This window comes from Bacillus sp. JJ1521 (assembly GCF_036965165.1).
Lineage (GTDB): Bacteria > Bacillota > Bacilli > Bacillales > Bacillaceae_L > Ferdinandcohnia.
Genome location: NZ_JBALOX010000214.1, coordinates 1 through 4762 on the forward strand (window position 1 = coordinate 1; position 4762 = coordinate 4762).

General features: G+C 32.6%; 4 protein-coding genes. All 4 read right to left on the reverse strand.

All coding sequences use genetic code 11. The features are described from left to right. A partial coding sequence (locus tag V7147_RS22445; RefSeq protein WP_335370026.1) for a hypothetical protein occupies positions 1-941 on the reverse strand: 941 nt, incomplete at its 3' end. A gap of 57 nt (positions 942-998) precedes the next feature. Continuing rightward, a complete protein-coding gene (locus tag V7147_RS22450; RefSeq protein WP_335370027.1) occupies positions 999-1931 on the reverse strand; it encodes a PIG-L deacetylase family protein in 933 nt (310 codons plus the stop codon). Positions 1932-1977: 46 nt separating this feature from the next. Then, a complete protein-coding gene (locus V7147_RS22455) occupies positions 1978-3141 on the reverse strand; it encodes a glycosyltransferase (RefSeq protein ID WP_335370028.1) in 1164 nt (387 codons plus the stop codon). 60 nt (positions 3142-3201) lie between these two features. Then, positions 3202-4762: ABC transporter ATP-binding protein (locus V7147_RS22460; RefSeq protein WP_335370029.1), on the reverse strand; the 1561-nt coding region annotated here is incomplete at its 5' end.

Here is a 4762-nt window from a genome sequence, read left to right on the forward strand (position 1 = left end):
ATTAAATATAGTTCAAAATGTTTAAAATCGGTGTCTATTTCTTGAGCAAAATTAATCCACGTTACCTTATTTTTTTTAAAAGCTTTGTCGAACATTATAAAATAGAAATCAAAATAGAAACTTCGCATATCAATTGTATTCCAGTCTATCACTCTGTATTTTGTTTTATTTTTTAGAATATTACCTCCCCAAAAATCACCGTGCGATAATACCAAGAGTAGTTCTTTTTCTGTATGGAATGTTAATTCTTTTTTTATATACGAGAAAAATTCTATTATTGGAATGTCAGAACTAGAATCTTGATTTAAATAAATCCCCATTAAAATTTCAATACGGTAAATTATTTTTTCAATATACTGTTTTGATAAAGTTCTCTGTGGATTAGTGCTTTCCATTATTTTCAAAAGTATTGGAAAGACTTCTAAATAAAAGTTGCGGTTATTGACATAATCAAACTTCGATGTTTTTAAATTGACATAATTCTCCGTTATATTTCGCATATTTATATCCCAATTTATCACCCTAGGGGCTAAACTACACTTTTGTGCATCAACTAGCTTTTGAATATTTTTTCTAATCTCGGCAATAGAAAAATTATTAGGGAAAACGGTCGTTATATTCTTTTTTCTAAAATTTATTATTTTGTACTCTCCTAATCGTAATATCATTAAACAATGTCCATCAAATGTTGTGGTTATTGCTGGAAAAGAATCTTTTGACTTGGAGTATATTTGTTTTCTTCTATAAAAAAGATATATAAATTCCAAAACACGTTTTAACCTGACTAAAGGTTTGAAGTAATTTAATACCTTACTATTTGTTTTTTTCTCAAAAAAAGTGAGCGGTTCAGCTTTAAATAATAAAAAGTACATAAGGTTTAACATGTTGGATTCTAGATTAATATATAAAGAACCATCAATTAATAAATACGTGTATTCCATGATAACTCCTTTATAGTGGCAAGTAGCCAAGGTTACAAAGTTCCCAGTGCCAGTGACTTACACAATCTTTATTTGAGCATTGGGTTTTTTTTGAAGTATCGTTAAAGATTTATTAAAATCGTTAACTAAAGGATGTAATGTTCTCATCGGGATTTGACAGTGTTTATATAATTCCAATTCTATTTGTGAAGTGTTAGCTGGACGAATGGCCTCGCCTTGTAAAAAAAACTGTTCAACATCTTGAGACTGATGGGATGCTAACATTTTTCTTTTTAGACTACGCTCTTCTTCCGAGATTTCAATTGTGATTTCTTTTAATCTTGTAGGATGAGTTGGTAGGAACTTTACGTCTTGAGTCCCCAAAGGTTGGATTGGATTATACTCAGTCCATTCGAACACATTAGTAAAACCAATTTTATTGCATAACGACTTTACAACAAAACTAGTCAAATCATGATCTCTATGGCCACCCTCAATGCAATGAACATATATACGCTCTGGATTGAATTTTTGAATGAGACGTAGTATATCCGCTGACACTTTTTTTAAATAACGTTGGGTGCCTCCATCTGGATAGCCCAGAGAAAGTATATTTTCCTCAGGTATATTTATCAGTGATAAAGCTCGGATTGCCTCTCTATACCTTATTTCTGATTTCTTTTTAGATTCATTTGCTGAAATATGCCAACTTTCCCCACCTCTTCCTGTTCCATTAGTGATAAAAACTACTCTAATTTCTTCATTTTTCAAGCTATGCCGATATAAAGTTGTACCCACCCCTAATATGTCATCATCAGGATGAGCAGCAAAAACTAGAACGTCCGTATGATGATTAAGTACAGTTTGAAGATTTCGTCCCAACATTTTATTTGGATATCTATATAATCCCCTCGTATATTCGATCATCTTAATTAACTTTTCATTTCCTTGTATATAGTGTATTAATATAAGAATCAGTGTATTAACTTTTTTCTTCATAAATTGTAGCAATAGGCCCACTCACCTTAATTAAATATATTTTTTCTTTTTTTCATAGTCAGCCTACACAATCAAATATTTTCTTTGTTTCAGTAGACTCTAAATTGCCTCCCATTAAATTTTTTACAAACTTTTCGCACAAATCCTGATTACTAATAAGCGTTTTTACCGCCTTGAATATTTCATTTTCATCAAAGTTTACAATAAGCCCATTTTGCCCATTTACAATTTGCTCCCTAGCTGCAAGAAAATCTGTCGTAATAATTGGTTTATTAAATGCCCTAGCCTCAGCTAGTGAGATGCAATAACCTTCGTGTCTAGAAGGTTGGACATATATATCACATCCCTTAATATATGGGTATGGATTTCTCTTTGTTCCTAATAAGATGAAATGTTCTTCTAAGTTATGTTTTTTAACCAGTATTTCAAGCTCAAGGCGTGACTCACCATCTCCGATGCAATACCACCTTACGTTGTTACCTTCTTCCCTCAGTTTCATAAGAAGGCTAGGTAAAATGTCGTGCCCTTTTTCTTTGGTCAATCTACCTACAGTTAGAATGCGGATACCATCAAATCCATCATTAAATCCTTCGTCTTTTTCTGCCAATAAGGTTATTTGTTTCTTGTCGAGAATATTATAAAATACCGATGTTTTTTCTTGCAGATGCGGATAAAGTTCTATGAATTTTTTCATTCCATAATTTGAAACACAAAATATTTTTTCGTATCTTTCATAAAACCTTTCATATGGTTTTAGTTCATTTACATAATGAGAAACATCAGCGTGAATCCAAGCAATCTTAGATTTAGCTTTTATATTTTCCATTACAAATACGACTGGAAAGGAGGCTGGGACGTGATATGCAATTGCGATATCATATTCAGATTCGATCATTGGAATCATTTTAGAGTGGAACCATTCTTGTTTGAACACATTTTTAGTCATTTTAGTAAGAATGGTATACCAGCCAATTTTAAATGCATGTATAAATCTACCATTTTTTATATGTTTCCCTATCTTTTCTAATGTGGTTTTCTCATAACCATACAAACACTTAACTTTTACGTGATCAGGCAACTCCTCCTCAAGCTCTCCACCTGCCCCCATCACTAAAACAGTTACCTCATACTTATCTTTTGGTATAGTATTAAGCATGGAAATTAATGCCTTCTCTATACCTCCCATGATCATTTTACGAGTGACAATAACTATTTTCTTCATTCATTAACCTGCCTAAGATTTATTTGGATTACGTATATAGGACAGGATGAAATCTTTATCCTACATGACTGATTGTTTTAATTTATTTTCGATTGCCAATAATCTTCCTTTACTTATTTTGAAAACAATATCACAATTTTCAATTGTACTTAGTCTATGGGCTATTATTATCAGTGTCTTTTCACCTTTCAAGCCATCAATTGCCTTCATAATTTCTTTTTCTGTATCATTATCCAATGCTGATGTTGCTTCATCCATAAATAATATTTCTGGATTATGATATAATGCTCGGGCAATCCCAATTCGTTGCCGTTGCCCTCCCGATAGCCTTACGCCACGCTCACCAACCCTCGTCTCTAAATTATCGGGCAACAATTCCACAAACTCCTTTAGTTGTGCTTGCTCCAAGGCTCTCCATACTTCCGCGTCTTCAATTTGTTCATCCTCTATCCCAAAAGCAACATTTCTGCGTATTGTATCGTCTGATAGATATATAGATTGTGGGATATATCCGATTTTCTTTTGCCATAAAGATATTTGACTGTGTATGTCCTTACCATCAACGCATATCGTCCCCTTTTCTGGGCGAAATAGTCCCAAAATAATATCAACAAGGGTCGATTTCCCAGCACCCGATTCACCAATGAACGCAACTGACTGACCAATTGGTATCGTTAAGGACACGTCCCTTACCGAGAATTCCTTCTGATTAGGATAACGAAAGGAAACCCCATCTAACTTGATAAAATCATTAAAAATTCTTTCGCCACTATATTTCATTATTGGATATTCATTTTCGATACTTTCCTTACTATAAACATTCTCTTTGTTTAAAAATAAGTCTTCATAGACGATTGAGAGTGCGGGTTGGCTATATCGTATTGAAGTTATTAATGCAACTATACGGTTGATGGACGGCATTAACCTGAAGGCAGCCATAGCAAAAAGTGCCATTGTTGATACTAAATGTTCTGTATCTGACCCCTGAAAAACAATGATTAGCATGGTAATAAGAACTATGGCTACCAATAAGCTTTCTATAAAAAGTCTAGGTACTAGTTCTAACATACTCATAAAACGGCTATTGTTTGCACTTTTTTGGCTTTGATTCGTATAAGCATTTATAAAGAAGTCTTCCTTTCCCGATACCTTCACTTCCTTACTTGCACCCAGCCCTTGATTCACCCATTTAATCATTGAACCACTTAATTTTTGTTGTTCCTTTCCTAGATGACTAATCTTTTTACGAAAAAATCTAAAAAACAGAAAAACACTTCCACCTAATAAAATGGAAGCTGTAATCGTAGCTATTGGTGCTGTAATTAGTAATAATAATAAAATAAATATAGTGACAAGAATTTCTGTGAACAACTGGAATCCAGAAATGATAATTCCATTAAACACCCTAGATACTTCACTATTTACATTTCGAAGTAAATTGGCTGTATTACGTTGCAAATGAAAAGTATATGGCTTGGTCAAATATTCTTTGAACAATCTTCTTGATAATTTAACCTTTTGATTTAAAATCACCCTAATTTGTGCATAGTTAAAAAGAAGTAAATAAAGATTTTTTAAAACAAAAACCAAGAGTAACATTATTACAGAAAATATAATAAAT